Here is a 25,528-nt window from a genome sequence, read left to right on the forward strand (position 1 = left end):
GGCAAAAGCTTCGCGGGCAAGCCCGGCTCCTACAGTACTCCATCGTTCACCTCATTGGTGTACGACACCAGACTGTAGGAGCCGGGCTTGCCCGCGAAAGCGCCAGACCGGCCTACCCCGCCCACGACAACACCACAGGACTTGCTGGCCCTAGTGATGATCGTTCCCACGCTCTGCGTGGGAATGCCTCTCTGGACGCTCGGCGTCCGCTCTTGTGACGCAGAGCGTCACGGGCGGCGCTCCCACGCAGAGCGTGGGAACGATCAATAACCCCCGCTCCTGCCAAACCCTACCCGTTCGACGTCCAGCGCACCGAACCATCCTCGCCGATGAACTCCTCGATGATGTTCGCGCCACTCAGCCGCACCCGCGCAAACCCATTGAGCACCCGCTCCGGATAATCCGGGTCACCGGCATTGCGCGTCTCGGAGAACAACACCCGCTTGTTGCCATCCAGCTCGCTGGTCACGCCATAGGGGATGGCCCGTGCCCGGCGCAACGCGCCTTCAACCCGTTCAATTCGGCATAGACGATGCCGTTGTGCAGGTGGCCCCAATACCAGTAGTCCGGCACCCGCCCCAGGGCATCGCAAACCTGTTTGTACAGGCCGTTCGGGTTGTGCCCGGTGATATCGAAGCCCTGGTGGTGACTGAGCACCAGCAACCGGTCGCGCTTGGGCAAGGTCTTCATCCAGTCGATCTGCTGCGGGTTCAGGGTGCCGTCCATGTACAGGTTCAGCGGCTTGGAGGCATAGGCCGAATCCAGCCCGACGATCAGCCAGTCATCGTTGTACAGGGCGAAATAGCTGGTGCCCTGCTGCACCGGGAAGCGCGCATTGAGCTCGGCGAAATAGCCGTGGGCACCGCTGTACATTTCGTGGTTGGAGTTGAGCGTGAAGGCGCCGTGCTTGCCCATCGGCCAGCCGGCCATGTCGACATCCTCCTCGGAGCCGGTACCGGCGTAGTAGACGTCGCCCAGGTGAATGGTGAAATCGGCCTGGACCCGACTCATCTGGTTGGCCACGCTGACCGCCGGCGCATGGCTGTCGAACGGCCCCGTGCCCCAGTCGCCGGCAATCGCCAGGCTGACCTCGTTGTCGATCATCATCACCATCGGCGTGGTGGCGAACGTGGCGTGATGGCGCAGGTTCTCGATCCACTTGATCAGCGCCTCGCTCCACAGCAGGTCCAGCAGTTCCCACTTGCGACAACCGAGCAGCGTGCCGTCCTTGAGTACCCGGGTCGGCAACTCCGCCTCCGAGGTCGGCAGCGCCTGGGCATGGCCCAGGTGCAGGATCGACAGGCCATGGGCCAGTTCCCAGGGTACCGCCGGCTCGTCGCTCGGCAGGTCGCCGTGCGCCAGCACGTAATGGGCCTGGTCATGCCCGCGTTGCAGCAGTTGCTGGATCGCCTGGAATTCCTCCGGCTCGATATCGCTGATCAGTTTCTTCCACGACAACTCCAGCCGGGCCTTCAAACCGCTGAGCCGGATCTGGATCTTCGCCAGCTCATGTTCCAGATGGTGCAGGTTCATGGCGCTCTCCCTACAAGGTTTTCATGAACTCGATCAGCGCCCATTTCTCGGCGTCGGTCAGTTGGGTGCCATACAGGTGACCACCGTTGTGGTTGCCTTCCAGGCGGGTGTCGTACTTGAAGTAGGTCGGTGCCTGTACCTGCGGCCCGCTGGTGACGAAGCCGACCTTGACCGGGTCGTACACATCCGAGCCGGTGCTGAAGGTCACCGGACGCTTGTCCGGGGTCTGCAGCAGGTCCCACAGGCTCGGTACCGAGCCGTTGTGCAGGTACGGCGCACGCATCCAGATGCCATCGGTGGGGGTGTTGCTGTAGCTCTGGGTCTTGCGGTAGGCGCCGAAGTCGAACGGCGGCTTCTTGAAGCCGTGGAACGCCTGCACCAGGCCGGTGGTGAAGGAGTTCAGGCGATGCGGGTCGGTGCCCAGGGTGTCGATGGGAACGGTGACCTGGCCGGTGTCGGCCTTGCCGAACTCATGGCAACCGGCACAGTTGCTGGCCCACAGCGGCTTGCCCTGGGCGACCCGCGCCTGATCCAGGGCGAACGGCCAGGCCGGCGGCCGGGTGCCGAGCAGCCAGTTGGTGACCCGGTTGAAACTCTCCGGCAGCACCGACTGCGGCGTCGCGCCCACGGCCATGGCCGCCGCGTAGTTGCGTTCGTGGATATTGTTGTTATTGCCGTCCCAATGCAGGTACAGCGACTCGCGCGGTTTCTGGTTCCAGATCTGCGGCAGGTCGACGGTGCCGATGGTCGAGTCGTCCGGGAAGCCGAACACCACCATCTTGGTCGGGTTGAACGTGTCGGTACGCCCAGGCCCCTGGGCCGGCCGCAGTTTCTGCCAGGCATAGCCCTGCTTCTGCTTGAGCAGCGCGCTCTTGGCCATCGGGATGATCAGATAGCGGTTGTACAGCTTCTCGAAGAAGCCCAACTGGAACTTGGCGTTGATCGCCACCATCACCGCGTCGGCGGTGAATTTCGGATCGCTGGCGCAGTCGTAGGCGAACCACTGGAAGGCCTGCAGTTGCAGGGTATTGGCCGGTGCCGTGGCCAGTGGCCGGGCGACGTCGTCGGCCGCGGCGCGATAGGAACCGGTGTGGCACAGGGCGCAGTTGGGCTCCACGGTCGGGTAGCCGATCTGCCGCTTGGCCATGCCGATCGGCAGGTCGCGGCCGTTCTCGTAGAGAAAGCCGAACGACTCCCAACCCCACCCGGCCTGGGCATTTTCTCCGGGCACATCTGTGGCAGCACGGAGAACAGGTAGTAGGGAATCCGTGCCTCGATCCCCAGGCCAATAGCGGCGTACTTGAAATGGTCCTCGTCGGCGGCGAACTTCTCCTCGGGCACCACCCGCAGCATGTTGTACCAGGTCTGGTAGCCAATGAAGCCCAGCACCAGCAGGGTGACCAGCAGGCCGACCCGGAAGCTGTGGCGTTGCCAGCGCACCGCCCAGCCGTGGCACCAGGCATGCCAGCCATCGACCAGCAGGGCCCAGGGCCGGGTGGCCGGCGGGCTGCCCAGGTAAAGGGTGATGCCCAGCAGCAGGAACATGCTCAGGTCGCCATAGAGCATCGGCACGAACACCGACGGCGTGGTGCTGGTCTGGATCAGGTAGATCCAGAACGCCACGGCGATCAGCCGGCTCAGTACGCAGAGCCAGGAGTTGATCGGAAAGCGCCGGGCGTTGAAACCCGAAGGCATGTAGAACAGGCTGATGCCCACCAGCAGCATGCCGGCGTTTTCCAGCCAGGGGTCCGACAGCACCGGTGGCAGGCCGACCACCGAGGTCAGCAGCGCCGGAGCGAAAAGGGCCGGCAGTGCGAACACCATGTTCATCACGATGCCGAGCCAGATGAAGCGTTGATACCAGCGGATGTAGTTATCCATGTCACCCTCTATCTGCAAATCCATGCCTATCGGGCCACCGCTGCCCCCCTGTAGGAGCCGGGCTTGCCCGCGAAGCTTTTAACGATCTCAAGGGCCATTTCGCGGGCAAGCCCTGCTCCTACAGGTTCGATGGCATATTCAGAACGGGCAGATCAGCCCAGCGCGGTCTTCTCCAGGTGCGCCAGGATCAGCGGATACACATCGACCACCGCGTTCTTGCCGAAGATGCAGTCGATATGGCCGTAACCGGGCACCACATGCCGGCTGTACAGCTCCGGACCATGCATCTGCACCAGCCGCTCGTAGGTCTTCTCGGTGCTTTGCGGCAGGTAGCACTGGTTGTCCGCACCGCTGATGAAGCAGATCGGCAGATCCAGGCGGTCGAAATGCGGCATGTAGACGTCGTGGCCCTTGAAGTCCACCAGGTGGCCCTTGCGACAGATCAGCGCCAGGTGCTCGAAGGTCTCGATGTTCGACTCGCCGAACAGCTCATGCAGGTTGTCGTGCAGGGTCTCGTTGAGGGTGTCGTGCCGGTACAGCGAGGCATACATGAAGGTGATCCGGTGACAGACCGGGTTGGTGCAGTAGCCCTGGGCCTCGATCCGCGCATAGACGTTGAGGGCCTTGTCGTAGAGCTTGTTGAACCAGCTTTCCTTGCTGTCGGCATAGGCGGTCAGCGACTTGATGCCCACCGTATCCAGTACCCCCGGCAGATGCAGGCCGGCCTTGATCCCGGTGGCCGTGGCCACCACCGTGTCGGCAGCGATCTGCGAGCAGACCACCGAACGTACATGTTCCAGCCCCGCCAGCAGCGCCATGAAGAACGTCGTGGCGCCGTAGCAGTGCACCACGCACTGCACGTCCGCCGCGCCGGTGGCCTGGCGGATCTGCGCGATGGCGGCCTTGAAGTCGTACTGGGCGATCTGGTCGCCGTTGCATTCCTGCTTGCTCGCCGGCAGCAGGATGCTGACGCGAAAGTCCAGCAGCCAGACGTCATAGTCGTGCTTGCACAGGTACTCCAGCAGGTTGGTCTGGATGGTGTCGGTGGAGAAGATGTTCGAACCCACGCCGAGGCCGTGCACCAGCATCACCGGGCCCTTGCTGCCGGCCTGGTAGCGGGTCAGGCGCAGTTGCACGCGATCCTCGGTCTCGAAGAAATGCACCGTGGGCACCGGCGCATCCAGCGGCCGCTTGTGCCGCGGTGGCGCATCCGGGTTGAAGTAGATATCGCCGGCGAAGACCCCGCCGTAGCTTTCCCAGAGAATCCCGGCGAAGAACTTGCCGAAGCGCGCCAGGGCCTCGATGCGTTCGCGCTCGTTACGCGCGTTGAGCACCTTCATGGTGGTCATCTGCTTGGCGAAGTCAGCCGGCTTGATGTGCATGACCCCGGAGCCGATCACCGCGCCGGTCTTGTCCGGGCCCTGGTAGAGGGTGACGTAGAGGGTGCTGGTGTCCGGCCAGATATTGAGCAGGCCATGGTCCTCGGGGACGGTCTTGAAGGCACTGAAGTAGTAGTCGCGGCCGTCCTCGGCGGTCAGCTTCATGTCGTAGTTCATGTGCCGTACGCCGACCTGCTGCTCATATTGCTCGAACAGGTTGAACACACCGTTGCTGGCGGTCAGCGGGTACGGTGACAGCGCCGGAGCATCGAGGGTACCGACCAGGGTGGCGGCGTGCTGGGGCTCCCTGATCATCCGGTCGAGGTCGTTCGCGGTGATGGTCAGGGTGAACTCGATGGGCGAGTTCTGCGCCTCGCCGCGTTTCGCCGCCGCTTCGTAAACCTTGAGGTCGGTGCCCTGGGGCTGGGTGAAATCCCTGGAGAAGTAGCCCTTCATGGTCTCGGTGAACTGCACACCGAGGGTCGGCGGCGCCACCGGCTTGCGCGGAGCCGAGGGCAGGCTGTAGTCGATGACCCAGCCGCGGTCGGCCGCCAGCAGGCTCATGTTGCGTTCGCTGACCGCGGAAATGGTCAACAGCGGATTGACCGCCAGGGAGGTCGGGATCACCGCGCCGTCGGCCACGTACAACCCCGGGTACACCTCGCTGCCACTGACGCCGCTGAACACCTGGCCCTTGTGGTTGACCACCCCCTGCCCGGCATCCTCGCCCATCACGCAACCGCCCAGGGGGTGCACCGAGACGATGCTGTGCCGCAGCAGCTTGGTCCAGATCGGGTTCGGCACCCAGACCCCGCCCAGGGCCTTGGTCGACTGGTGCAGGCGTTCGTTGCCCAGCTTGAAGTTCTCCTGCTCGCCGACACCCGGCCAGTCGATGCGCAACTGGTCCTTGTCATCGAGCACCATGCGCCCCTTGCCGTCGTCATGGCTCATGATCAGGTAGGTCTGCATGTTGTGCAGCGCGCCATGGTACGGGCCACGCAGGAAACTCTCGGCCTCGCGGGCCTTGTAGTGCAGTTCGGCGCTGACACCCTTCTCGGTCGCCTCGCCGATCAGCTCGGCGAAACCGGCCATCGCCGGCACCATCGGCCGCCCCAGCGCCCCCGGGATCGAGCCTTCCTCGATCACCATGTGGCTGCGCCAGTCGCCCTCGTTGCGCATGTCGATGATCGAGGTGATGCAGGGGCCGACCGGCTGCAGGTCCTTGGCCGAATGGCTGCCGAAGCCGATGCCGTTGATGGTCTGCCCGCAGTTGTGGCCGAACCCGAGGATGTCGCCGTTGCCGCTCATGTTCTCGCCGAGCTGGTTGGACAACGACAGGCCCTTGTTGCGCGAACGCAGCAGGATCTCCGTGGAGCCCAGGGTGCCGGCGGACAGCACGACGATATCGGCCTTGACGAACAGGGTCGGTGCAGAGAATTTCTCGCGACCGCTGTCCAGGTACTGGAAGTGCACGATCCAGCCATCGCCGTCGCGCTCCAGGTGACGTACCTCGGCCTGGCAGAAAATCTCCGCGCCATGGTTCCAGGCGTCCGGCAGGTAATTCATCAGGGTGGTGTTCTTGGCCTTGTTGTTACAGCCCGAGACGCAGTCGCCACAGTGGTTGCACGGCAGTTGCTCGACACCGACGTGGTTGAGGTTGCCGGGCAACGGGTCGAAGGTCACGTTGATCGGCGGCGTATAGAAATGCGTTTTCTCCTGCAGATAGTCCGCCGACTTGCGATTGGCTTCCAGCTTGTCCAGGGACGGGGCGGAGGCCGGATAGGGGTTGGGCTTGAGCATCTCGCGCGCCAGCTCATAGCCTTTGGCGAGCAGCGTGTCGCGGTGCTCGCGCACCGCCTGGGGCCAGCGCGGATCCTCGAAGACCCCCGGCTCCGGTTCCAGGGACACGTTGGCGTTGATCAGCGACGTGCCGCCCAGGCCACAGCCGACCACCACGTTCTGCTGGGCGTTGACATGCAGGTCGTACAGCCCGGTGCGCGAACCGATATGCCCGTCCGGGTCATGTACCTGCAATTCCTCGGTCGCCGCGATCATGGTGTTGGGGTACTCGCCCGGGCGGATTTCCCGCCCCCGCTCAAGCAGGCACACGCGCTGGCCGGCGCGGGACAGGCGCGACGCGGCGATGCCGCCGCCGTAGCCGGAGCCGATCACAATGACGTCGTAACGCTCCTTGATGGCACTGATGGGTGTGGAAATCCGGGTCATGGTCGTTTCCTCTCAGGGTCCGGGCCGGGCCACTCTGCGGTGGTCGCAACCGGGACAGACGGTGATGCAACGAACAAACGCGCACACGGGCTCGGCGTGTGAACGGCTGATGACGGCAGGCCGGGGCGACGCTATAGGCGCGCGCGCTGATTGATCGCGTGGCGATGGATACGTCGGGGAATCAGGGCGCTGGTGCGGGCCGCGGCGCTGCTGGCGGAGAGCGGCGACGGGCGGGAGTGAGATTGGCGACCCATCGAGCGTTCTCCCTGAACCTGGAATGGATACGAGTAAGGCTGTGTCCTTGTGCCATTAGTGAAGACTTTCACCGGAGGGGTGTCAACGAACCCCCTTAGAACTGTATGAAATTTGATCTATAGCGTTGAATGCTATGAAAACCGAGGCCTGCGGCGCTTGGCGAACAACTTATCCACAGAGCGACCCACAGCAAATGTGGGAAACTGCCGATTTCCATCGCCCCGCTCGCGGGTGAATGTGAATGAAATCCGTGACTTATCCGGAAAGGGCGACTTCACGGAGCATTGATCGTTTTTTGACCAAACCCCTGTAAGCCTCATATTCCGGTGGCTGTAGCCGATCGCAAACATCTTATCCACAGAAAGGCCAACAGACTTTGTGCGCAACTCACGAAGAGCGTCAAGCGATTGTGGAAAACCGCTGAAAACCACGAAAAACAAAGCGTCCAGCGGTCTGGGCCGAAGAAAATCGCCATATCGATCATTTTTTGAACAAGCCCGTGAACGCCTTGTAAAACAAGGGCTACATCAGATAGCGAACAACTTATCCACAAAAGCGCCAACAGACTTTGTTGAAAAAACCCAAGTTCACGCCAACCCCCAGCGCCCCTTATCCACATGAAAAAGCCAAGGAAAACCGCTGGTTATGCTGGTCATTTTTCGTACGAGCGGCTGAAGACGTTGATTTCAGCTGGCTGCAGCGATGCGCGAACACGTTATCCACAGATCGGCCAACAGCCTCTGTGGACACTTGTGCAAATCTTCCTGCAAGGAGGTCTGAATGGCGCTACCGGACCTTGAGCTACACTCCTTGGCACAGCGCGCCTTGTTCTTGCAGTAAAGGTGTCTTGGCTTGATGCATTGACTCGAGGATATCCGGCATGGTGCGATCCCCATGTGGCCGCTTGCGCTATTTTCCGTAGCGCCCTGTCGCCTGCCCGGCGCCGGTTTGACCCTGATCGAGCTGCTGGCAACCCTGGCGACGGTGACCTCTGCGCTGGGCCGCGATCGCAGGGCCGGTGGGGACCTCGTGTATGGCGTCCGAAGCCGTGCGCAGGGCCTGAGCATGCACCCGCCACTCGCCGCTCTGCTCGCCCTGGCGGCCCTGTTCAACGTGAGCAGTGGCCTGGCCAACTGCTTCCAGGACGCCGGTGAGCGCTATCGCATCGATCCGCTGCTGCTCTACGCCATCGCCCAGGTCGAGTCGGGGCTAAATCCCCGGGCGCGCCACGACAACCGGGATGGCAGCCGGGACATCGGCCTGATGCAGATCAACAGCCGCCACCTGCCGGCCCTCGCCGCCTTCGGCATCGCCGAGCGCAACCTGCAGGAAGAGCCCTGTACCAGCGTGATGGCCGGCGCCTGGATTCTCGCCCGCTTCGTCCAGCGACTGGGCTACGGCTGGCAGGCGGTGGGCGCCTACAACGCCGGCACCGCCAGCGAACGCGATGCCCGCCGCGAATGGTATGCGCAACAGGTGTGGGCGTACTACGCCAAGCTGCTGGAGCGGCGTCGGGCCGGCGCCCTGCGCAGCGGAACCCGGCCATGAGACAGTCCGATGCGCGGGTCCTCAGCCATGGCCAGTTGCGCCACCTGCGGCTGCAGGCGGCCGACCTCGAGTGCGGTCAGCGCACTACGCCTTCCTCGATCAGCAACTTGAGGATCGCCTCGGCTCCCGCTTCGGCACTGACGCCCTTGAGCACCTGCCCGCCGCCGCCACTGGCCTTGGCCGTGGCTGCCTTCATCCGGTCGGCACCGCTCTTCGCCTTGATCACCTTCAACCGCTTGGGCCGTGGCTTGGCCGGCTGCAGCTGGGCACTGGTGAACAACTCGTCCTCCAGCACCTCCACTTCCTCGGCCTGCAGCACCCCGCGCTGCGCCGGGCCATAGGCGCTCTGCCGTGGCTTGGGCGCGGCGTTATCCACCGTGGCGAGAAACGGCAAACGCACCTTCAGCCGCCGCCGCTGACCGCGGGGCAAGGCCTGCAGTACCTGGGCCACGCCAGCCGTGATCGACTCGACCTCGGCCAAACCCACTACCAGCGGCCAACCGAGGTTTTCCGCCAGCAGGAACGGCAACATCCCCGAGCCCTCGCCGGTTTCCGCCTGGCTGCCGGTGAGCACCAGCTGGGCACCGACGTCGCGCAAGTAATCGGTCAGTATCGGCAGCGCATCGGCGCCGGCCGGCTGCTCGAGCACGCGCATCTCCGACAGGCCCATGCCCAGGTAGGCACGCAGGGCCGGCTCGGCGACATCGCCGGCATGCACCACCTGCAAGTTATCCCCAGCCAGTTGCAGGCCCAACTCCACCGCCCGGGCATCCTGCTCGGCGCGACGGGCGCGGCCGGAGGTCGGGTGGGCGCCAATCGATACCAGGCTGATGACATTCGTGTTCATGAACTTACCCCCACCTTAGGCCGCATCGCGCTTGGCGCCATTGCGATATGCCGTCACCGCGGCGATCAGCGCGCGGCAGATCTCGTTGCTGTCGCCGATCACCGACAGGTCGGCGCGCTTGATCATGTCGCAGCCCGGATCGAGGTTGATAGCCACCACCTTGTCGCAGGCACCGATGCCCTGCAGGTGCTGGATTGCCCCGGAAATGCCCACGGCGACATAGACCCGCGCGGTCACCCAGGTACCACTGGCCCCGACCTGGCGATCGCGGGTCATGAAACCATCGTCCACCGCCACCCGCGAAGCGCCTTCGGTGGCGCCCAGCGCCGCCGCCGTCTCGTGGAACAGCGGCCAGTCCTGGACGCCGTTGCCGCCGGAGAAAATGAACTCGGCCTCGGCCATGGGAATCGCCGCCGGGTCCACGGCCACTGCGCCGAGATCCTCGATGCGCGACAGGCTGCGGGCGATGCCTGTGGACAACTCCACGGGCAAGGCTTCGTGACGGGTTTCGCTGACCGGTTCGGCACACTCGGCCGCGGCCAGGATCACCCGGGCCAGCGGTCGTGCCAGGTCCTGCAGGCCGGCACCGGCGCGGCCGATGCACTCGCCGTCCTTGACCTGCCAGACCCGTGTGGCCGGGCGTTCGCCCAGACTGGCGGCGAAACGCCGGCCCAGTTCGCCACCACCGCTGCGGCTGTCCGGCAGCAGCCAGTGGCGAGGATCGAACTGGTTATCCACAGCCCGCAGGCCCTGGACCCGTTGCTCCGGTGAATAACCGTTGAACTCGTCACCCTCGAGCACCAGCAGGCGATCGACACCGGCGGTCGCGAAGGTGCTTTCCTTGTGTTCGCCGAAGACCACGGCCAACACCGCACCGTCCTTGCCGGCCAATTGATGGGCCAGGCCGAGCAGGTCGCGGTCGTGGCTGCTCAGGCGGCCGCCGACCATGTCCGGCACCACGCAGATGTGGAACGCCGGCTGGGCCACCTGGTGCAGCGGCAGTTGCACCTCGACGCTGGCCGAACGCTTGGTGGTGCCGCCCTGCTGGGCGCCACTGCGGTCGATGCGCTTGATGCCGTTGGGGCCGATGAAACCGACGCCATGGGGGTTCTTGCGGATGACCCCGTTGGGGCCCATCCAGCTGTGTTGCACCGGCTGCATCGCCGCATGCAGCGGATGCAGGCGGTTGCGGGCGATGCGCTCGGCGCGCGGGTCGCGACGGATAATATCGCTCATCAGTGCACCTCCGCGGGTTCACGCTTGGGCGCCGGCTTGCTCGGCTGTGCCTCTTCGAGCAGGGCATCGGCCACCAGCTCGGCCAGGTCCTTGATCATCGGGCGCGGTTCGACCACCCCTTCGAGCATCGCCGTGCATTGTGGGCACCCCACGGCCACCAGCTCGGCGCCGGTCTCGCGGATATCTTCCATGCGCATGTCGGGAATCCGCTGCTTGCCCGGAATGTCGGTGATCGGCGCACCGCCACCGCCGCCGCAGCAGCGGGAACGGAAACCGGAACGCTGCATCTCCCTGACCTCGATCCCGAGGGCCCGCAGCACCTCGCGCGGCGCCTCGTATTCGCCGTTGTAGCGGCCCAGGTAGCACGGGTCGTGATAGGTCACGCTGTTGCCCTTGTGCTGGCCGATGTTCAGGGCACCGGCCCCGATCAGCTCGGCCATGTAGGTGCTGTGGTGCTGCACCAGGTAGTTGCCGCCAAAGGCACCGTACTCGTTCTTCAGCACGTGGAAGCTGTGCGGGTCGCAGGTGACGATGCGCTTGAAGCTGTACTGGGCCAGGGTCTGGATATTGCGCTTGGCGAGCAGCTGGAAGGTCGCCTCGTCGCCCAGGCGACGGGCCACGTCGCCGCTGTCGCGCTCTTCCAGACCGAGGACCGCGAAGTCGACCTTGGCCGCCTTCAGCACCTTGACGAAGGCACGCAGGGTGCGCTGGTTGCGCATGTCGAAGGCACCGTCGCCGACCCAGAACAGCACGTCGGTGCTCTTCTTCTCGCCGAGCACGGCGAGGTTCAGGTCGGCCGCCCAGTTCAGGCGACCGCCGGGGGCGAAACCGCCAGGGTTGTCGGTGGCGATCAGGTTTTCCAGGACCTCGGCGCCCTTGTTCGGCGTCGCGCCCTTTTCCAGGGTCAGGTGCCGGCGCATGTCGACGATTGCATCGACGTGCTCGATCATCATCGGGCACTCCTCGACACAGGCACGGCAGGTGGTGCAGGACCACAGGGTCTCGGCATCCACCAGGCCGTTGACGATCGGCTGGTGCGGGTTGCCCGCATGTTCACCGATCGGCTTGCCCGGATACGGGCTGCCGGCGAACTGGGCATCGGTGCCGCCGGCGAGGCCGACCACCATGTCCTGAATCAGTTTTTTCGGGTTCAGCGGCTGGCCGGCGGCGAACGCCGGGCAGGCGGCCTCACATTTACCGCACTGCACGCAGGCATCGAAGCCCAGCAGTTGGTTCCAGGTGAAGTCCTTGGGCTTTTCCACACCCAGGGGCGCCTGTGGATCATTCAGGTCCAGCGGCTTGAGGCCGGTGGAGCGGCCGCCGCCGAAGCGTTCGGCGCGGCGGTGCCAGGCCAGGTGCAGGGCACCGGCGAAAGCGTGCTTCATCGGCCCGCCCCAGGTCATGCCGAAGAACAGCTCCGACACGCCCCACAGCACACCGACACCGAGGATCAGCGCCAGCACCCAGCCGCCGAAGTCTTCCGGCAGGATGCCGGCCACCGGCAGGGTGACCAGGAAGAACGAGCCCGAAAACGCCAGCAGGCTTTTCGGCAGGCGCATCCACGGGCCTTTCGACAGCCGCGACGGCGGGTTGCGCCGGCGCCGGTAGACGAAGATCGCCCCGACGAACATCACCGCCGACATCAGCAGCAAGGCGTAGCCGAGAATGCGGTTGTGCAGGCCGAAACCGTGCACCAGCAGCGCCAGGACGATCGACGCCACCGCGCCACCGGCGGTCGCGACGTGGGTATTGGCGATGTATTTGTCCCGCGCTACCACATGGTGCAGATCGACCATGTAGCGCTTGGGCATGGCGAACAGGCCGCCGATCAGATCGACCTTCGACGGTCGGCCGCGGCGCCACATGGCGACCCGCCGCAGCGCGCCGAGGACGGCGAGGCCCAGGGCGGCGAACAGCAGGATGGGAAGAAGGGTGTTCAACATGGTGAAGCTCCCAAAGACCTAAGGCCTTGCAAGGGTTAATTGCATGCCAGTGAAGCCATGCACCTACTGGTGGCGAGGAGGGCCCGGTGCCATTAAGTCAGGACCGAACACCATCCCTGTAGGAGCAGGGCTTGCCCGCGAAGCTTTTGGCGACCTCAAGGACGCATTCGCGGGCAAGCCCTGCTACTACAGGTTACGCGGCGTTTTCGGTATCAAGCCCGCCCCGCACCACAGGTGATGGTGTGATGCCGTCAAAAATCCTTGCACAGACGCAGCGCGTCATAGATCGCCGCATGCGTGTTGCGCTGGGCCACGCAGTCGCCGATACGGAACAGCAGGTAGCCGTCGCCGGACTGGCTCAGGCAAGGCTGCGGCTGGATCGCGAAGAGCGCCTCGACGTCGATCTGGCCCTTGTTGCGCGAACCGTCCTTGAGCCCGTAGTAGAGCGCTTCGTCCGGACGGACGCCGTTCTCCACTACCACCTGGTCGACCACCCGTTCCTCCTTGGCACCGGTGTATTCGTTCTCCAGCACCGCCACCAGCTTGTCGCCCTCGCGGTAGACCTTTTCCAGCATCATGTCGCCGGTCATGATCACTTCCTTGGGGTACATGCTGCGGTAGTAGGTCGGGAACGACGTACCGCCGATCGCCACGCCCGGCTTGATGTCATCGGTGACGATCTCGACCTGGCTGCCCTTGTCGGCGAGGAAGTCGGCCACCGACATGCCGGTGAATTCGCAGATGGTGTCGTAGACCAGCACGTTCTTGCCCGGCGCGACCTTGCCGTCGAGCACGTCCCAACTGCTGACCACCAGCCCTTCGGCGGCACCCCAGTGTTCGTTCTGCTCCAGGTTCGGATGCCCGCCGACGGCCAGCACGACGATGTCCGGACGCAGGTCGAGGATGGTCGCGATGTCGGCGGCGGTACCCAGGCGCAGGTCGACCTTCAGCCGGGCCAGTTCCAGCTGGAACCAGCGGGTGATACCGGCGATCTGGTCACGCTGCGGCGCCTTGGCCGCCGTGGTGATCTGGCCACCGATGCTGTCCTTCTTCTCGAACAGGGTCACGTCGTGGCCTCGTTCGGCCGCCACGCGGGCGGCTTCCATGCCGGCCGGGCCGGCACCGACGATCACCACCTTGCGCTTGGGCCCGGTGGATTTCTCGATGATGTGCGGCACGCCCATGTATTCACGGGAGGTGGCGGCGTTCTGGATGCACAGGACATCCAGGCCCTGGTACTGGCGGTCGATGCAATAGTTGGCACCGACGCACTGCTTGATCTGGTCGACCTGGCCCATCTTGATCTTGACGATCAGGTGCGGGTCGGCGATGTGCGCGCGGGTCATGCCGACCATGTCCACGTAGCCGCCTTCGAGGATACGGGTGGCCTGGTTCGGGTCCTTGATGTTCTGCGCGTGCAGCACCGGAACCTTGACCACTTCCTTGATACCGGCAGCCAGGTGCAGGAACGGCTCCGGCGGGAAGCTCATGTTCGGGATGACGTTGGCCAGGGTGTTGTGGGTGTCGCAACCCGAGCCGACCACGCCGATGAAATCGAGCATGCCGGTGTCGTCGTAGTACTTGGCGATCTGCTTCATGTCCTCGTGGGACAGGCCGTCCGGGTGGAACTCGTCACCGCAGATACGCATGCCGACGCAGAAATCGTCACCGACTTCCTTGCGCACGGCCTTGAGCACTTCCAGGCCGAACTTCATCCGGCCCTCGAAGCTGCCGCCCCATTCGTCGGTCCGCTTGTTGACCCGCGGGCTCCAGAACTGGTCGATCATGTGCTGGTGCACGGCGGACAGTTCGACGCCGTCCAGGCCGCCTTCCTTCGCACGGCGGGCCGCCTGCGCATAGTTGCCGATCACCCGCCAGATCTCTTCCGGCTCGATGGTCTTGCAGGTGGCGCGGTGCACCGGCTCCCGTACGCCCGAGGGCGACATCAGGGTCGGCCAGTGGTAGCCGTCCCAACGCGAGCGACGACCCATGTGGGTAATCTGGATCATGATCTTGGCGCCATGCTTGTGCATGGCGTCGGCCAGGTTCTGGAAGTGCGGGATGATGCGGTCGGTGGACAGGTTCACCGAGCTCCACCACTGCTGCGGGCTGTCGATGGCGACCACCGACGATCCGCCGCAGATCGCCAGGCCGATGCCGCCCTTGGCCTTTTCCTCGTAGTACTTCACATAGCGGTCGGTGGTCATTCCGCCGTCGGTGGCATACACCTCGGCGTGGGCGGTACTGAGCACGCGGTTGCGGATGGTCAGCTTGCCGATCTGGATCGGCTGGAACATTGCTTCGAAAGCCATGATGCGATCCTCGACTTACAGCGGCTTGACGGTGAACAGGCCATCATCGTGGCCCTCTTCGGAACCGCCATAGACCTGCTCGGCCACGGTGCGGATCTTGCTGCCACGGGCGGCCAGGATCTGGTCCATGGCGCCGGCGAACCAGCCGGTGAACATGTAGTCGACCTTGCGCCCGACCTTGCCGTAGACGTAGACGAACGCCGAGTGCTCGAGCTTGACGCTGGCGGTGCCCTTGTCGAGGTCGATGTCCTGGATCTTGAACAGGCCCCAGCCGCGCTGCGACAGGCGCTTCATGTAGTGTTCGAATACCGCGACGCCTTCCAGGCCGTGGCATTCGGCTTCCTTTTCGCACCAGTGCCAGGCGGACTTGTAGCCGGCCTTGTAGAGAATTTCGGCATAGGCTTCGGCGCCCAGCACTTCTTCGATACCCATGTGGTTGTTGACGAAGAAATGGCGTGGCACGTAGAGCATCGGCAATGCGTCAGAGGTCCAGACACCGGTCTCGCTGTCGACTTCAATGGGCAGTTGCGGGGCGATTTTAGCCATGGGAAACACTCCAGAATTCATTGTTTGCGGCTGGCCGCGTACGCCCTGCGCGACCGGCGCGCAGGGGAAATCAGCAAAAAAAGGACGTCGTCGGGGGTTATTCGCCCCAGACCTCCTTGAGGACGTTGACCCAGTTCTCGCCCATGATCTTGCGCACCACGCGCTCGCTGTGACCGCGCTTGAGCAGGGTCTCGGTGAGGTTGGGGAACTCGCCCACGGTACGGATGCCCAGCGGGTTGATGATCTTGCCGAAGCTGGTCAGGCGGCGGGCGTAGCCCTTGTCGTGGGTCAGGTATTCGAAGAAGTCCTGGCCATGGCCCTGGGTGAAGTCGGTACCGATGCCGATGGCGTCTTCGCCGACGATGTTCATCACGTACTCGATCGCTTCGGCGTAGTCGTCGATGGTCGAGTCGATGCCCTTGGCCAGGAACGGCGCGAACATGGTCACACCGACGAAGCCGCCGTGGTCGGCGATGAACTTCAGTTCCGCATCGGACTTGTTGCGCGGGTGCTCTTTCAGGCCCGAAGGCAGGCAGTGGGAGTAGGTCACCGGCTTCTTCGATTCGAGGATGACTTCCTCGCTGGTCTTGGAACCGACGTGGGACAGGTCACACATGATGCCGACACGGTTCATCTCGGCGACGATCTCGCGACCGAAGCCCGACAGGCCGCCGTCACGCTCGTAGCAGCCGGTGCCGACCAGGTTCTGGGTGTTGTAGCACATCTGCACGATGCCCACGCCCAGTTGCTTGAAGATCTCCACGTAGCCGATCTGGTCTTCGAACGCATGGGCGTTCTGGAAGCCGAAGAGGATGCCGGTCTTGCCCAGTTCCTTGGCCTTGCGGATGTCGGCGGTGGTCCGTACCGGCATCACCAGGTCGCTGTTCTCGCGGATCAGCTTCTGGCTGGCGGCGATGCTGTTGACGGTAGCCTGGAAGCCCTCCCAGACCGACACGGTGCAGTTGGCGGCGGTCAGCCCGCCCTTGCGCATGTCCTCGAACAGTTCGCGGTTCCATTTGGCAATGATCAGCCCGTCGATAACGATGCTGTCGGCGTGTAACTCGGCTGGGCTCATCAGGCTGTCCCCTTTATTGGCAATTCATGCGCCGAATCGTCTGCCGGCGCTTTGGACCCAGCATATGCCCAGGGCCTGTCGGAGCCGGGTGCAAAAACGACAGGGGAATTGCCGAAAGCGTCAATCCGCGACAAAGGGCGTCAAGACAGTAGGCTCCAGCACTTATCGTTGTACGACTATTCTTTGCATTCGGCATGAGACAGAATTGCCGTTTACCGTTCTCCCATCAGCTTCAGGACGCCGTAATGAAATCGATTTTCCTGGCCTTGGCCCTTGTCAGCGTGGGTGTGCATGCGGCTGAAGACACCGACAACTCGCCGTGCGATGCGGTTGCGGACGACCAGCAGACCCTGGAATGCGCCACCTACAACAAGAACACCGCCGATCAGTTGCTCAAGGACAACTTCCAGGCGCTGCTGGATCGGGTGACGTCGCAATACGCCAGCAAGAAGGCCGAGCAGACCGACATCACCGCCAGGCTGCAAAAGGCCCAGCAGCTCTGGACCCAGTCGCGCGACGCCGACTGCGCCATTGCGCCGCTGCCGGCCAAGGTCGGCAGCAAGCAGTACAACATCGACCTGAACGACTGCCTGGCGAGCAAGAGCGACGAACGCTCGGAGTTTCTCGAATCGCTGCTGCAGGAATGACGCGCATGGGCATCGACAGGTCGGTGCCCGGCCCGGGCTGGCCGTTTGCGGCCGGCGCCTTGACAAGCCCCACGACGAAACTTAACTGAAAGGCAACCACTCAAGCCCTGAACCGGCTGTACAGGCGAGTCGACCACGATAATCAGAGGATTTTCGTATGCGCTCACTCTCAGCCATTCCGCTGTATGCCCTGCTCATTTTCGTTGCCATCGTGCTGTTCATCGAGGTCGGCCGGCGCGTCGGTGCCCGCCACCTGGCCGCCGACCCCGACGGCGCACGCACCGGCGTCGGCGCCATCGAGGGCGCGGTGTTCGGCCTGCTGGCGTTGCTGATCGCCTTCACCTTCTCCGGTGCAGCCACGCGCATGGACACCCGGCGCACGCTGATCGTCGAGGAAACCAATGCCATGGGCACCGCCTGGCTGCGCCTGGACCTGCTGCCGCCGGCCAGCCAGCCGGCCCTGCGCCAGGCCTTTCGCGACTATGTGGATGCGCGCATCGCCTACTATCGGGACCTCACCGATATCGACCTGGCCAGCCGCGAGAATGCCCGGGCCAGTGCCTTGCAACAGGAGATCTGGCAGCAGGCGATCGCCGGCCTGCAACAGATGCCGACGCCGACCCTGGGCGTCAGCCTGTTGCAGGCGCTGAACGCGATGATCGACATCACCACCACCCGCAGCGTGGCCCTGGAAACCCACCCGCCACTGATCATCTACCTGATGCTGATCGCGCTGACCCAGGTCAGCGCCCTGTTCATCGGCTACGGCATGGCCGGCAGCGCCCGGCACAACTGGTTGCATATCTTCGGCTATGCGCTGGTGATGGTCTGCGTGCTCTACGTGATTCTCGACTTCGAGTTCCCGCGGTTGGGTATCATCCGGGTCGACGACTTCGACAAGATCATGCTGGATTTGCGTAGAAGCATGCATTGACCTCCCCCTGGAAGGCCCCAAACGGGCTACTAAGGATTCAAATGACTATCTGCGGTATCGAAATCAAGGGCAGCGAAGCCATCTTCGCCCTCGCCACCCTGCAGGGTACGAGCCCCGAACATGTTGCCACCCGCGTCAGGAAGATCGCCCTGGACGATGATGACGAAGCTGCCAACGTCAGGGCCTTCGCCAGCCAGTTGCGGGCGTTCGTCGAGGCCAATGGCATCACTCGCATCGCCATCAGGAAACGCAGCAAGAAAGGCGAGTTCGCCGGCGGGCCGACCACCTTCAAGATCGAGGGCATCGTGCAACTGCTGGACCACTGCGAAGTGACGCTGCTGTCGCCGCAGACACTCAATGCCCAGCACAAGAAGCACGGTTTCGATCTGCCGGGCACGCTGAACAAGTACCAGCACGAAGCCTACAAGGCGGCCTGTGCGGCGCTGCTGAAGAAGTAGCGCCGGGCACCGGCGCACCGCCGGCTCCACAGCACGCCGCTAGACCTTGAGCGCCCGCCGGTCCTCGCGCGGGCACTGGGCAAACCGGGCCCGGTAGCTGCGGGTGAAGTACGACGGCGACTCGAAGCCACTGGCGATGCTCACCTCCAGCACGCTCATGTCGGTCTGGCGCAACAACTGCCGGGCCTTTTCCAGGCGCAGGCCCAGGTAGAAGTTGCTCGGGGTGTCCTTGAGGTGGAGGCGGAACAGCCGCTCCAGCTGGCGTCGTGTCACCTTGATCGACTGCGCCAGCTCCAGCGTGCTCAGGGGCGGCTCCATGTGCTGCTCCATCTCGCCGACCACCTGCACCAGCTTCTTGTTGCTGATGCCGTAGCGCGTGGCGATCTGCATGCGCTGGTGGTCCTTGCGCGGGCGAATGCGCCCGAGCACGAACTGCTCCGACACCTGGATCGCCAGTTCCGGGCCATGGGCCTGGCCGATCAGGTCGAGCATCATGTCGATCGACGCCGTACCGCCGGCACAGGTGATCCGCCGACGGTCGATCTCGAACAGTTCCTGGGTCACTTCCAACTGTGGATAGGACTCCTTGAACGCCTCCAGTGCCTCCCAGTGCAACGTCACCCGATGGCCCTCAAGCAGGCCGGCCTCGGCCAGCACCACGCTGCCGGTGTCGATGCCGCCGAGGGTGACACCCTCGCCGTCCAGGCGGCGCAACCAGTGTTCCAGGGCCGGGGTGACGAATTTCAGCGGCTCGAAGCCGGCGACCACCAGCAGGGTCGCTCCTTTCTTCAGGGGTTCCAGTGCCGCGTCGGCGTTGACCGACATGCCGTTGCTCGCCAGCACCGCGCCGCCATCCGCGCTCAGCACGTGCCAGCGATACAGCTCGCCGCGAAAGCGATTGGCCACGCGCAGCGGTTCGATCGCCGAGATGAAGCCCATCGCCGAAAAACCTGGCATCAACAAGAAATAGAGATCCTGGGACATGGAGCGCACTCGCAAGACGGGTAGCGTTGTCGCTGTGATACGCCAGTTCGCAGGCAGGAGCAATAGCGCTGGTCGCCGCAGTGCAAGAGTCGGTCGCCGTAGGGCGTTTTCAGATCACCCAGGCTGCGTAACTTGAGCATCACCGGCGCATCAGACGCCGGAACCGACAATAACGACCTGCCGAGGATACCCGCATGAAACGACTGATCAGCCGCTGTGCACTCGCACTCACCGGCGCCGCGCTCCTGAACGCCAGCGTGATGGCCGCCGACCAGGCCTCCTGTCAGAACGTCCGCCTCGGCGTGGTCAACTGGACCGACGTGATCGCCACCAGCGCCATGAGCCAGGTGCTGCTCGAAGGCCTCGGCTACCAGGTCAAGCAGACCAGCGCCTCCCAGCAGATCATCTTCGCCGGCATCCGCGACCAGCGCCTGGACCTGTTCCTCGGCTACTGGAACCCGCTGATGACCCAGACCATCACCCCGTTCGTCGACGCCAGGCAGGTCAAGGTGCTGGCCGAGCCGAGCCTCAAGGACGCCCGCGCGACCCTGGCGGTGCCCACCTACCTGGCCGACAAGGGCCTGAAGACCTTCGCCGACATCGCCAAATTCGAGAAGGAGCTGGGCGGCAAGATCTACGGCATCGAACCCGGTTCGGGCGCCAATACCCAGATCAAGGCAATGATCGCCAAGAACCAGTTCGGCCTCGGCAAGTTCCAGCTGGTGGAGTCCAGCGAGGCCGGCATGCTCGCCGCCGTCGACCGCGCCGTGCGGCGCAAGGAGGCCGTGGTGTTCTTCGGCTGGGCGCCGCACCCGATGAACGTCAACGTGCAGATGACCTACCTCACCGGCAGCGAGGATGCCCTGGGCCCGAACGAAGGCATGGCGACGGTGTGGACCGTGACCTCGCCGACCTACGCCGAGCAGTGCCCGAACATCAACCGGCTGCTGACCAACCTGACCTTCAGCGCCGAGGACGAGAGCCGGATGATGCAACCGCTGCTCGACCACAAGGACGCCCTCGAATCGGCCCGCCAGTGGCTCAAGGACCACCCGCAGGACCAGGCCCGCTGGCTGCAGGGGGTGACCACTTTCGATGGCCGCCCGGCCGCCGGGAACCTGCAGCTGACCAGCCAGTAACCCGATGCCCATCATCCCCGCAGCCCTGTCGGCTGCGGTGTGAACCACCACGCCTGTAAGGAACCCGCACCATGAACCACGACGTCATCATCACCTGCGCACTCACCGGTGCTGGCGACACCACCGCCAAGAGCCCACACGTGCCGGTCACGCCCAAGCAGATCGCCGCAGCGGCCGTCGAGGCGGCCAAGGCCGGCGCCACGGTGGTGCACTGCCACGTCCGCAACCCCGAAACCGGCAAGTTCAGCCGCGACGTGGCGCTGTACCGCGAAGTGATGGAGCGCATCCGCGAGGCGGACGTCGACATCATCGTCAACCTCACCGCCGGCATGGGCGGCGACCTGGAAATCGGCGCCGGCGAGAACCCCATGGCGTTCGGCCCGAATACCGACCTGGTCGGCCCGCTGACCCGCCTGGCGCATGTCGAGGCCCTGCTGCCGGAAATCTGCACCCTGGACTGCGGCACCCTCAACTTCGGCGACGGCGACACCATCTACGTCTCCACCCCGGCGCAACTGCGCGCCGGCGCCAAGCGTATCCAGGAACTGGGGTGAAGGCCGAGCTGGAGATCTTCGATACCGGCCACCTGTGGTTCGCCAAGCAGATGATGAAGGAAGGCCTGCTGGACAACCCGCTGTTCCAACTGTGCCTGGGCATCCCATGGGGCGCACCGGCCGACACCACCACCATGAAGGCCATGGTCGACAACCTGCCGCCGGACGTGGTCTGGGCCGGCTTCGGCATCGGCCGCATGCAGATGCCGATGGCCGCGCAGGCAGTGCTGCTGGGCGGCAACGTGCGGGTCGGCCTGGAAGACAACCTGTGGCTGGACAAGGGCGTGCTGGCGACCAACGGCCAACTGGTCGAGCGGGCCACGGAAATCCTCAGCCGCCTGGGCGCCCGCGTCCTGACCCCGGCCGAGGGCCGCGCGAAGATGGGGTTGGCCAAGCGCGGCTGAGCCGCCCCGAAAGAACACCAAAAATCCTGTAGGAGTGGCCGGCCGACGCTCCTACAAGGGACCGCATTACCCACCTCCGACCATGCAGGAATTCGTCATGAGCTTTATCACTGAGATCAAAACCTTCGCTGCCCTCGGCAGCGGTGTCATCGGCAGCGGTTGGGTCGCCCGTGCCCTCGCCCACGGCCTCGACGTGATCGCCTGGGACCCGGCGCCCGGCGCCGAGGCGGCCCTGCGCAAGCGCATCGCCAACGCCTGGGGCGCCCTGGAGAAACAGGGCCTGGCGCCCGGTGCCTCCCAGGACCGCCTGCGCTTCGTCGCCACCATCGAGGAATGCGTGAAAGACGCCGACTTCATCCAGGAAAGCGCCCCGGAACGCCTGGAATTGAAACTCGAGCTGCACGCCAAGATCAGCGCCGCGGCCAAGCCCAACGCGCTGATCGGCTCCAGCACCTCGGGTCTGCTGCCCAGCGAGTTCTACGAAGGCGCCACCCACCCGGAACGCTGCGTGGTCGGCCACCCGTTCAACCCGGTGTACCTGCTGCCGCTGGTGGAAGTGGTCGGCGGCAGGCAGACCGCGCCGCAAGCCGTGCAGGCGGCGATCAAGGTCTATGAATCCCTCGGCATGCGCCCGCTGCACGTGCGCAAGGAAGTCCCAGGGTTCATCGCCGACCGCCTGCTCGAAGCGCTGTGGCGCGAGGCGCTGCACCTGGTCAACGACGGCGTTGCCAGCACCGGCGAAATCGACGACGCGATCCGCTTCGGCGCCGGGCTGCGCTGGTCGTTCATGGGCACCTTCCTGACCTACACCCTGGCCGGTGGCGATGCCGGCATGCGCCACTTCATGGCCCAGTTCGGCCCTGCCCTGCAACTGCCGTGGACCTACCTGCCGGCGCCGGAACTGACCGACAAGCTGATCGACGACGTGGTCGAGGGCACCAGCGAGCAGTTGGGCCGCCACAGCATTTCGGCGCTGGAGCGCTATCGCGATGACTGCCTGCTGGCGGTGCTGGATGCGGTAAAGAGCACCAAGGCCAAACATGGCATGAGCTTCAGCGAGTAAGTTCAGCGGGGCCGGGGGCGCTTTCGCGGGCGAGCCCGCGAAAGCGCCCGCCCTGACGACACCCACTGCGATCCATTCACATTCGGGAGCCTGCACATGCCCCACCTCACCACCTACACCACCACCGTCATTCCCGACTGGGTCGACTACAACGGCCACCTGCGTGACGCCTTCTACCTGCTGATCTTCAGCTACGCCACCGATGCCCTGATGGACCGCCTGGGCCTGGACAGCGACAACCGCGAAGCCACCGGCAGTTCGCTGTTCACCCTGGAACTGCACCTGAACTACCTGCACGAGGTGAAACTCGGCGCCCAGGTCGAGGTGCACACCCGGATCATCGCCCACGACGCCAAGCGCCTGCACCTCTACCACAGCCTGCACCTGGTGGGCGGCGACAAGGAACTGGCCGGCAACGAACAGATGCTGCTCCACGTCGACCTCGCCGGCCCGCGCTCGGCGCCGTTCAGCGAAGCCGTGCTGGAACGCCTGCAAGCCCTGCTCGAAGAACAGAGCGAACTGCCAATGCCCGAGTACATCGGCCGGGTGATCGCACTGCCTGGCAAGAGATAACCACACAACGAAAAGGAGCTCGCCGTGAACACCGCCGCCGCTTTTGCCGACTACCGCCGTTATCCGCTGATCAGTGCCCTGACCGCCGTGCAAACGCTGGCGGACCAGGTCCGGGTGAGCTGGGCCGATGGCCGGGTCAGCCCCTTCCATCACCCATGGCTGCGGGACAACTGCCCGTGCCCGCAGTGCGTGTACACGGTGACCCGCGAGCAGGTGCTGGAGATCGTCGACGTGCCCGAGGATCTGGCCCCCGCCGCAGCGCGCATCGACGACACCGGCTGCCTGTGTATCGACTGGCAGGACGGCCATGCCAGCCGCTTCGATCCGGGCTGGCTGCGGGCCCACGCCTACGATGACGCCTCACGTGCCGAGCGCCAGGCCGGCAAGCCGAAAAGCCGCCTGTGGGACAGCAGCCTGGAACTGCCGGTATTCGACTACGCCGAACTCAAGGCCGACCCGCAGGCACTGCTGCAATGGCTGCTGGCGCTGCGCGACATCGGCCTGACCCAGGTCCGTGGCGTGCCCACCGAACCCGGCTCGCTGGCGGAGGTGGCGAAACTGATCGCGTTCATCCGCCAGACCAACTTCGGCGTGCTGTTCAACGTGCAGTCCAAGGCCGATGCCGACAGCAACGCCTACACCGCCTTCAACCTGCCGCTGCACACCGACCTGCCGACCCGCGAGCTGCAACCGGGGCTGCAGTTCCTGCATTGCCTGGTCAACGAGGCCAAGGGCGGCGAGAGCCTCTTCGTCGACGGTTTCGCCATTGCCGAAGCGTTGCGCCGCGAAGATCCGGCGGCGTTCCAGGCACTGAGCGAGATACCCGTGGAGTTTCGCAACAAGGACCGTCACAGCGACTATCGCTGCCTGGCACCGGTGATCGCGCTGGACGGTCTCGGCCAGGTCAGCGAGGTGCGCATGGCGAACTTCCTGCGCGGGCCGTTCGATGCGCCGATGGCGCAAATGCCGGTGTTGTACCGGGCCTATCGGCGCTTTATCGCCATGACCCGCGAAGCACGCTTCCAGGTACAGCGCCGGCTCAACCCGGGCGAGCTGTGGTGCTTCGACAACCGCCGCACGCTGCACGCACGCCATGCCTTCGACCCGGCCAGCGGGGCGCGGCATTTCCAGGGCTGCTACATCGACCGGGATGAACTGCTGTCGCGCATCCTGGTGCTGCAGCGCTGACCGGCCTGGCGCATTCGCGGGCAAGCCCGGCTCCTACGGGGCGGTGTCGTGCACAGCATTCATGTACGACACAGGCCTTGTAGGAGCTGGGCTTGCCCGCGAAGAACGATAACGCGGCGTAATGACAGGACAGGCAAAAAAAACCCCGATCAAGCCGTGACAGGATCGGGGTGAGAGAGTGTCTTCAGCAGTGGCGTCGAGAAGGTGACCAAACCGTCGACTGGCCTAGCTGGAAATCAGTTTGCGCCTTCACCCGGGCCCCGACTTTGCCGAAAACGACATGTTCATAGGCATCTATGACATCGCGACAATCTGTCCTTGCCGACACTCCCATGCCCTACCAGAATCGAGTCACGAACAGCCCTGAATAGGAAAAGCGCCATGATGTACGCAGATCTGATTGACCAGGAAGACCTGTTGGGCCAGCTCAAGTCCCTCGGCCTGCAAGTACCCACCGGCGCCACCGCCGAACAGGCATGCGAACATGCGGTACGCGGCCTGGACGATGCCCGCGCCTACGCGCTACGCAAGATGGTCAAGGAAATGTACACCAGCAGCGCGACGATCCTGCCGGCCGTGCGCCAGGCCATCGACAAGCAGTTGCTGCCGGCCCTGGCCGAATACCAGCAGCAAAAACGCGCCTGATCCCCAGCCGTTGCCCAGAGCAATGGCCGCCCACCGTCGGTGGGCGCAGGCAGGAACGGCGGCCCCAGACGACAGCGCCCCCGGTTTCGGGAAAACCGGGGGCGTGGTGTCTTTCAGCAAGCGTCCCTTATCACGCGCCTAGTGGCCTGTACGGTTAA

At 64.5% G+C, this 25,528-nt stretch carries 17 protein-coding genes and 3 pseudogenes; 10 read left to right on the forward strand and 10 right to left on the reverse strand.

The features are described 5' to 3' along the window. Positions 1-289: 289 nt before the first annotated feature. The 3 genes and pseudogenes from ACZ5KU_RS29055 to ACZ5KU_RS29065 form a co-directional block, all read right to left on the reverse strand. Positions 290-1,533 (reverse strand): annotated as a pseudogene (locus ACZ5KU_RS29055) (metallophosphoesterase family protein). 10 nt (positions 1,534-1,543) lie between these two features. Then, positions 1,544-3,414: pseudogene (locus ACZ5KU_RS29060) on the reverse strand (c-type cytochrome). A 152-nt stretch (positions 3,415-3,566) separates the two neighbouring features. Continuing rightward, on the reverse strand, positions 3,567-7,019 hold the full coding sequence (locus ACZ5KU_RS29065; RefSeq protein ID WP_054064612.1) for an alpha/beta fold hydrolase: 3,453 nt from the start codon (positions 7,017-7,019) through the stop codon (positions 3,567-3,569). 1,320 nt (positions 7,020-8,339) lie between these two features. Between ACZ5KU_RS29065 and ACZ5KU_RS29070 the strand changes: the two genes are divergently transcribed. Further along, a complete protein-coding gene (locus ACZ5KU_RS29070; protein ID WP_464737441.1) occupies positions 8,340-8,822 on the forward strand; it encodes a lytic transglycosylase domain-containing protein in 483 nt (160 codons plus the stop codon). 76 nt (positions 8,823-8,898) lie between these two features. Here the strand turns inward: ACZ5KU_RS29070 and etfB are convergent, their stop codons facing one another. The 6 genes from etfB to ACZ5KU_RS29100 all read right to left on the reverse strand — a co-directional run bounded on the left by etfB (position 8,899) and on the right by ACZ5KU_RS29100 (position 16,781). Beyond that, a complete protein-coding gene (gene etfB, locus ACZ5KU_RS29075) occupies positions 8,899-9,669 on the reverse strand; it encodes an electron transfer flavoprotein subunit beta (protein WP_464736595.1) in 771 nt (256 codons plus the stop codon). Positions 9,670-9,684: 15 nt separating this feature from the next. Continuing rightward, positions 9,685-10,905, reverse strand: a complete 1,221-nt coding sequence (etfA, locus tag ACZ5KU_RS29080; RefSeq protein WP_273825822.1) for an electron transfer flavoprotein subunit alpha — start codon at positions 10,903-10,905, stop codon at positions 9,685-9,687. Beyond that, positions 10,905-12,848 carry a dimethylglycine demethylation protein DgcB gene (gene dgcB / locus ACZ5KU_RS29085; RefSeq protein ID WP_464736596.1) on the reverse strand — a complete coding sequence of 648 codons (1,944 nt, stop codon included), beginning with the start codon at positions 12,846-12,848 and terminating at the stop codon, positions 10,905-10,907. Before dgcB ends, etfA begins: the two co-directional genes overlap by 1 nt. 251 nt (positions 12,849-13,099) lie before the next feature. Continuing rightward, positions 13,100-15,160, reverse strand: a complete 2,061-nt coding sequence (gene dgcA, locus ACZ5KU_RS29090; protein WP_464736597.1) for a dimethylglycine demethylation protein DgcA — start codon at positions 15,158-15,160, stop codon at positions 13,100-13,102. A 15-nt stretch (positions 15,161-15,175) separates the two neighbouring features. Continuing rightward, complete coding sequence (locus ACZ5KU_RS29095) at positions 15,176-15,706, reverse strand: DUF5943 domain-containing protein (RefSeq protein ID WP_003228980.1); 531 nt, start codon at positions 15,704-15,706, stop codon at positions 15,176-15,178. 97 nt (positions 15,707-15,803) lie between these two features. Next, positions 15,804-16,781, reverse strand: a complete 978-nt coding sequence (locus tag ACZ5KU_RS29100) for a dipeptidase (RefSeq protein WP_017903678.1) — start codon at positions 16,779-16,781, stop codon at positions 15,804-15,806. A 245-nt stretch (positions 16,782-17,026) separates the two neighbouring features. Here ACZ5KU_RS29100 and ACZ5KU_RS29105 point away from each other — a divergent pair, with 245 nt between their 5' ends. The 3 genes from ACZ5KU_RS29105 (at position 17,027) to ACZ5KU_RS29115 (ending at position 18,820) form a co-directional block, all read left to right on the forward strand. Further along, positions 17,027-17,428 (forward strand): lysozyme inhibitor LprI family protein, encoded by a 402-nt coding sequence (locus tag ACZ5KU_RS29105; protein WP_054058071.1) that lies wholly within the window; start codon positions 17,027-17,029, stop codon positions 17,426-17,428. Between the two features lie 157 nt (positions 17,429-17,585). Then, positions 17,586-18,362 (forward strand): bestrophin-like domain, encoded by a 777-nt coding sequence (locus tag ACZ5KU_RS29110; RefSeq protein WP_464736598.1) that lies wholly within the window; start codon positions 17,586-17,588, stop codon positions 18,360-18,362. 41 nt (positions 18,363-18,403) lie between these two features. Then, positions 18,404-18,820, forward strand: coding sequence for a DUF3010 family protein (locus tag ACZ5KU_RS29115; RefSeq protein ID WP_054058513.1), 417 nt, complete (start codon positions 18,404-18,406; stop codon positions 18,818-18,820). Positions 18,821-18,859: 39 nt separating this feature from the next. Here ACZ5KU_RS29115 and ACZ5KU_RS29120 read toward each other — a convergent pair whose 3' ends face one another. Then, on the reverse strand, positions 18,860-19,804 hold the full coding sequence (locus ACZ5KU_RS29120; RefSeq protein ID WP_054058514.1) for a GlxA family transcriptional regulator: 945 nt from the start codon (positions 19,802-19,804) through the stop codon (positions 18,860-18,862). A gap of 194 nt (positions 19,805-19,998) precedes the next feature. Between ACZ5KU_RS29120 and ACZ5KU_RS29125 the strand changes: the two genes are divergently transcribed. The 6 genes and pseudogenes from ACZ5KU_RS29125 to ACZ5KU_RS29150 all read left to right on the forward strand — a co-directional run bounded on the left by ACZ5KU_RS29125 (position 19,999) and on the right by ACZ5KU_RS29150 (position 25,370). Next, positions 19,999-20,943 carry a choline ABC transporter substrate-binding protein gene (locus ACZ5KU_RS29125; protein ID WP_054058515.1) on the forward strand — a complete coding sequence of 315 codons (945 nt, stop codon included), beginning with the start codon at positions 19,999-20,001 and terminating at the stop codon, positions 20,941-20,943. A gap of 71 nt (positions 20,944-21,014) precedes the next feature. Continuing rightward, a pseudogene (cdhC, locus tag ACZ5KU_RS29130) lies at positions 21,015-21,901 on the forward strand (3-dehydrocarnitine:acetyl-CoA trimethylamine transferase CdhC). A 97-nt stretch (positions 21,902-21,998) separates the two neighbouring features. Further along, positions 21,999-22,964 carry an L-carnitine dehydrogenase gene (locus ACZ5KU_RS29135; protein WP_054064607.1) on the forward strand — a complete coding sequence of 322 codons (966 nt, stop codon included), beginning with the start codon at positions 21,999-22,001 and terminating at the stop codon, positions 22,962-22,964. Between the two features lie 96 nt (positions 22,965-23,060). After that, positions 23,061-23,537: a thioesterase family protein gene (locus ACZ5KU_RS29140; RefSeq protein WP_054063506.1), complete on the forward strand. Its 477-nt coding sequence runs from the start codon at positions 23,061-23,063 to the stop codon at positions 23,535-23,537. 24 nt (positions 23,538-23,561) lie between these two features. Continuing rightward, on the forward strand, positions 23,562-24,725 hold the full coding sequence (locus ACZ5KU_RS29145) for a gamma-butyrobetaine dioxygenase (RefSeq protein WP_054063507.1): 1,164 nt from the start codon (positions 23,562-23,564) through the stop codon (positions 24,723-24,725). A gap of 381 nt (positions 24,726-25,106) precedes the next feature. Next, positions 25,107-25,370: a hypothetical protein gene (locus ACZ5KU_RS29150; protein WP_054060901.1), complete on the forward strand. Its 264-nt coding sequence runs from the start codon at positions 25,107-25,109 to the stop codon at positions 25,368-25,370. Positions 25,371-25,528 lie beyond the last annotated feature (158 nt).

The sequence above is a fragment of the Pseudomonas sp. Tof1 genome (assembly GCF_055390395.1).

Excerpts from the sequence above, each read along its gene's own strand:
- dgcB (WP_464736596.1), bottom strand. The coding sequence starts at position 12,848 with ATGTTGAACACCCTTCTTCCCATCCTGCTGTTCGCCGCCCTGGGCCTC.
- ACZ5KU_RS29150 (WP_054060901.1), top strand. The coding sequence starts at position 25,107 with ATGATGTACGCAGATCTGATTGACCAGGAAGACCTGTTGGGCCAGCTC.
- ACZ5KU_RS29105 (WP_054058071.1), top strand. The coding sequence starts at position 17,027 with ATGAAATCGATTTTCCTGGCCTTGGCCCTTGTCAGCGTGGGTGTGCAT.
- dgcA (WP_464736597.1), bottom strand. The coding sequence starts at position 15,160 with ATGGCTTTCGAAGCAATGTTCCAGCCGATCCAGATCGGCAAGCTGACC.
- ACZ5KU_RS29120 (WP_054058514.1), bottom strand. The coding sequence starts at position 19,804 with ATGTCCCAGGATCTCTATTTCTTGTTGATGCCAGGTTTTTCGGCGATG.
- ACZ5KU_RS29110 (WP_464736598.1), top strand. The coding sequence starts at position 17,586 with ATGCGCTCACTCTCAGCCATTCCGCTGTATGCCCTGCTCATTTTCGTT.
- ACZ5KU_RS29100 (WP_017903678.1), bottom strand. The coding sequence starts at position 16,781 with ATGAGCCCAGCCGAGTTACACGCCGACAGCATCGTTATCGACGGGCTG.
- ACZ5KU_RS29135 (WP_054064607.1), top strand. The coding sequence starts at position 21,999 with ATGAGCTTTATCACTGAGATCAAAACCTTCGCTGCCCTCGGCAGCGGT.
- etfB (WP_464736595.1), bottom strand. The coding sequence starts at position 9,669 with ATGAACACGAATGTCATCAGCCTGGTATCGATTGGCGCCCACCCGACC.
- ACZ5KU_RS29115 (WP_054058513.1), top strand. The coding sequence starts at position 18,404 with ATGACTATCTGCGGTATCGAAATCAAGGGCAGCGAAGCCATCTTCGCC.
- ACZ5KU_RS29070 (WP_464737441.1), top strand. The coding sequence starts at position 8,340 with ATGCACCCGCCACTCGCCGCTCTGCTCGCCCTGGCGGCCCTGTTCAAC.
- ACZ5KU_RS29140 (WP_054063506.1), top strand. The coding sequence starts at position 23,061 with ATGCCCCACCTCACCACCTACACCACCACCGTCATTCCCGACTGGGTC.
- ACZ5KU_RS29065 (WP_054064612.1), bottom strand. The coding sequence starts at position 7,019 with ATGACCCGGATTTCCACACCCATCAGTGCCATCAAGGAGCGTTACGAC.
- ACZ5KU_RS29095 (WP_003228980.1), bottom strand. The coding sequence starts at position 15,706 with ATGGCTAAAATCGCCCCGCAACTGCCCATTGAAGTCGACAGCGAGACC.
- etfA (WP_273825822.1), bottom strand. The coding sequence starts at position 10,905 with ATGAGCGATATTATCCGTCGCGACCCGCGCGCCGAGCGCATCGCCCGC.
- ACZ5KU_RS29125 (WP_054058515.1), top strand. The coding sequence starts at position 19,999 with ATGAAACGACTGATCAGCCGCTGTGCACTCGCACTCACCGGCGCCGCG.